The sequence below is a fragment of the Pseudonocardia sp. SID8383 genome (assembly GCF_009864975.1).
GTDB classification, from domain to species: domain Bacteria; phylum Actinomycetota; class Actinomycetes; order Mycobacteriales; family Pseudonocardiaceae; genus Pseudonocardia; species Pseudonocardia alni.
On sequence record NZ_WWFY01000728.1, the window covers coordinates 1 to 1,472 of the forward strand.

General features: G+C 77.0%; 2 protein-coding genes. One reads left to right on the forward strand and one right to left on the reverse strand.

Annotation, left to right across the window (positions count from 1 at the left end; translation table 11 throughout):
- Positions 1-496: hypothetical protein (locus GTW08_RS17610; protein WP_202417318.1), on the forward strand; the 496-nt coding region annotated here is incomplete at its 5' end.
- A 37-nt stretch (positions 497-533) separates the two neighbouring features.
- Here GTW08_RS17610 and GTW08_RS17615 read toward each other — a convergent pair.
- A complete protein-coding gene (locus GTW08_RS17615; RefSeq protein WP_304580204.1) occupies positions 534-1,217 on the reverse strand; it encodes a TetR/AcrR family transcriptional regulator in 684 nt (227 codons plus the stop codon).
- Positions 1,218-1,472 lie beyond the last annotated feature (255 nt).

Below are 1,472 nucleotides of genomic sequence, written 5' to 3' on the forward strand. Positions count from 1 at the left end.
CGACGACGCCCGCACCGTCACCCTGTCCGCCGCGGGCGGCCCCTGGCCGGTCGCGGCCGGCGTGCTGATCGCCGCCACGGCGGGCGTGGCGCTGCTCGGGCTGCTCGCCGTGGTGTGGGGCGTGGTCGCGGCCTGGGGCACGGCGACGACCGGGAGCCTGCTCGACGGGCTGCTCGCGCACCTGGCCTGCGGGATCACCGGCGCCGCGGTGGGCTCGGTGTTCTCCCGGCCGGTGGTCCGCAACGAGGGTGTCGCGCTGATCGGTGCGCTGGTCGTGCTCGTGGTCACGGGCACGCAGTCGTGGCTGCCGCCGGTCGGGACCGCGGCCGCGGCCCTGGGGAGCGGGCGGCTCGGGGTGGGCCCGTTCGGCGACCTGGTCGTCGCGCTGCTGGTGGCGGTGGCGGCGACGGCACTGGTGGTCCGGGTCGAGCAGGGCGGCGGGCTGCGCGAACTGGGTGCACGTCTCGGCCGGCACGTCGGCCGTCTGCGCCGCTGACCCCGCTGCTCGACCCGGCACCGCCCCGGGCCCGTCCTCAGATCAGGCCCGCGACCTGACCGAGGCGTTCGACGGTGCCCGCGAACAGGGCGTCGCGGGCGTCGACTGCGTTCTCGAACTGGCCGAACAGCTCGAAGGACAGGTGCCCGAACAGCCCGGTCCAGGCGGTGAGGGCAGCGAGCACGGCCCCGTCGGGCAGGTCCGGGAGACCCAGCGTGGCCCGGATGCGGACGACGTCGCCGGCGAGTGCGGGATCCGGGTCGGGAGCCGCGGGGAGCGTGCCCGCGGCGTGCGCGGCGGTGAGCGCGCGGGCGAGCGGTTCCAGGACCCGGGCCGCGACGGGGACGGTGCCGGTCGGCGCACGGTAGCCCGGTACGGGGGAGCCGTAGATCAACGCGTACTCGTGCGGATGGGCCAGCGCCCAGCCGCGCAGGGCCTGCGCGATGCCCCGCCAGTGCTCCGCCGGGCCGGTGCCGGGGTCGGCCGCGGCGAGGGCGTCGGCGAGCCCGTCGTAGCTCTGCACGATCAGGGCGGTGAGCAGGTCGTCGCGGGTGGGGAAGTAGCGGTGCAGCGCCGAGGACACCATCCCGATCTCGCGGGACACCGCGCGCATGGACAGCGCGGCCGCGCCGGTCTCGGCCAGCTGCCGCCGGGCCGCCGCGGTGATCTCGGCGACGAGCTCGGCGCGGGCCCGCTCGCGGGCGGTGCGGGAGGCGTTCACCTGGCCACGGTAGAGCATCGGTCTGTTCCCCGAGCGCTGTGCTGATCCACGAGCGGTGATCTCGTTCTGTCGACGTCGTCCCGGTCGGTCTCCGCGACCGTCAGTCCGGCAGCGCCACCCCGACCAGCGCCGGCAGGGCGCTGCGACCGGACGCCGTGAGGCGCACGGACCGCCGGTCGCGGCCGCGCTCGACCCAGCCGCGGTCGAACAGGGTCCGGCACAGCACCGCGCCCGCCGTGCCCGCGAGGTGGTGGC